We start from the raw sequence: 437 nt of genomic DNA on the forward strand, positions 1-437 counted from the left end.
TACGCCCCCTGACCCGCATTGCCCAACACCCCCGCCAGCGAGGAGAACAACACGAAGAACCCCGGAGGAGACGACACCGTCAACTCATGCAGGAACCACGCCGCATCCGCCTTCGGCCCCAGCACCCCCGCCACCCGCTCCGGCGTCAACCCCTCCACCAGACCGTCATCCAGCACCCCCGCCGCATGCACCACCCCAGCCAGCGGACCCACCGACCCCAGCAGCTCCCCCACCGCCACCCGATCGCCCACATCACACGCCACCACCCGCACCCGGGCACCCGCCCGCTCCAGCTCCGCGACCAGAGCACCCGCACCCGCGGCCGCCCCGCCACGCCGCGACACCAGCACCAGATCCCGCACCCCATGCCGCTCCACCAGCCGCCGAGCCACCAGCGCACCCAGCCCACCGGTCCCACCCGTCACCAGCACCGCACC

1 protein-coding gene is annotated in these 437 nt (G+C 73.2%); it reads right to left on the reverse strand.

The genetic code is table 11. The features are described 5' to 3' along the window. Window positions 1-431: SDR family NAD(P)-dependent oxidoreductase (locus OUY22_RS36710; protein ID WP_333486892.1), on the reverse strand; the 431-nt coding region annotated here is incomplete at its 3' end. Window positions 432-437: the final 6 nt, after the last annotated feature.

This window comes from Nonomuraea corallina, from assembly GCF_027620315.1.
GTDB classification, from domain to species: Bacteria; Actinomycetota; Actinomycetes; order Streptosporangiales; family Streptosporangiaceae; genus Nonomuraea; species Nonomuraea corallina.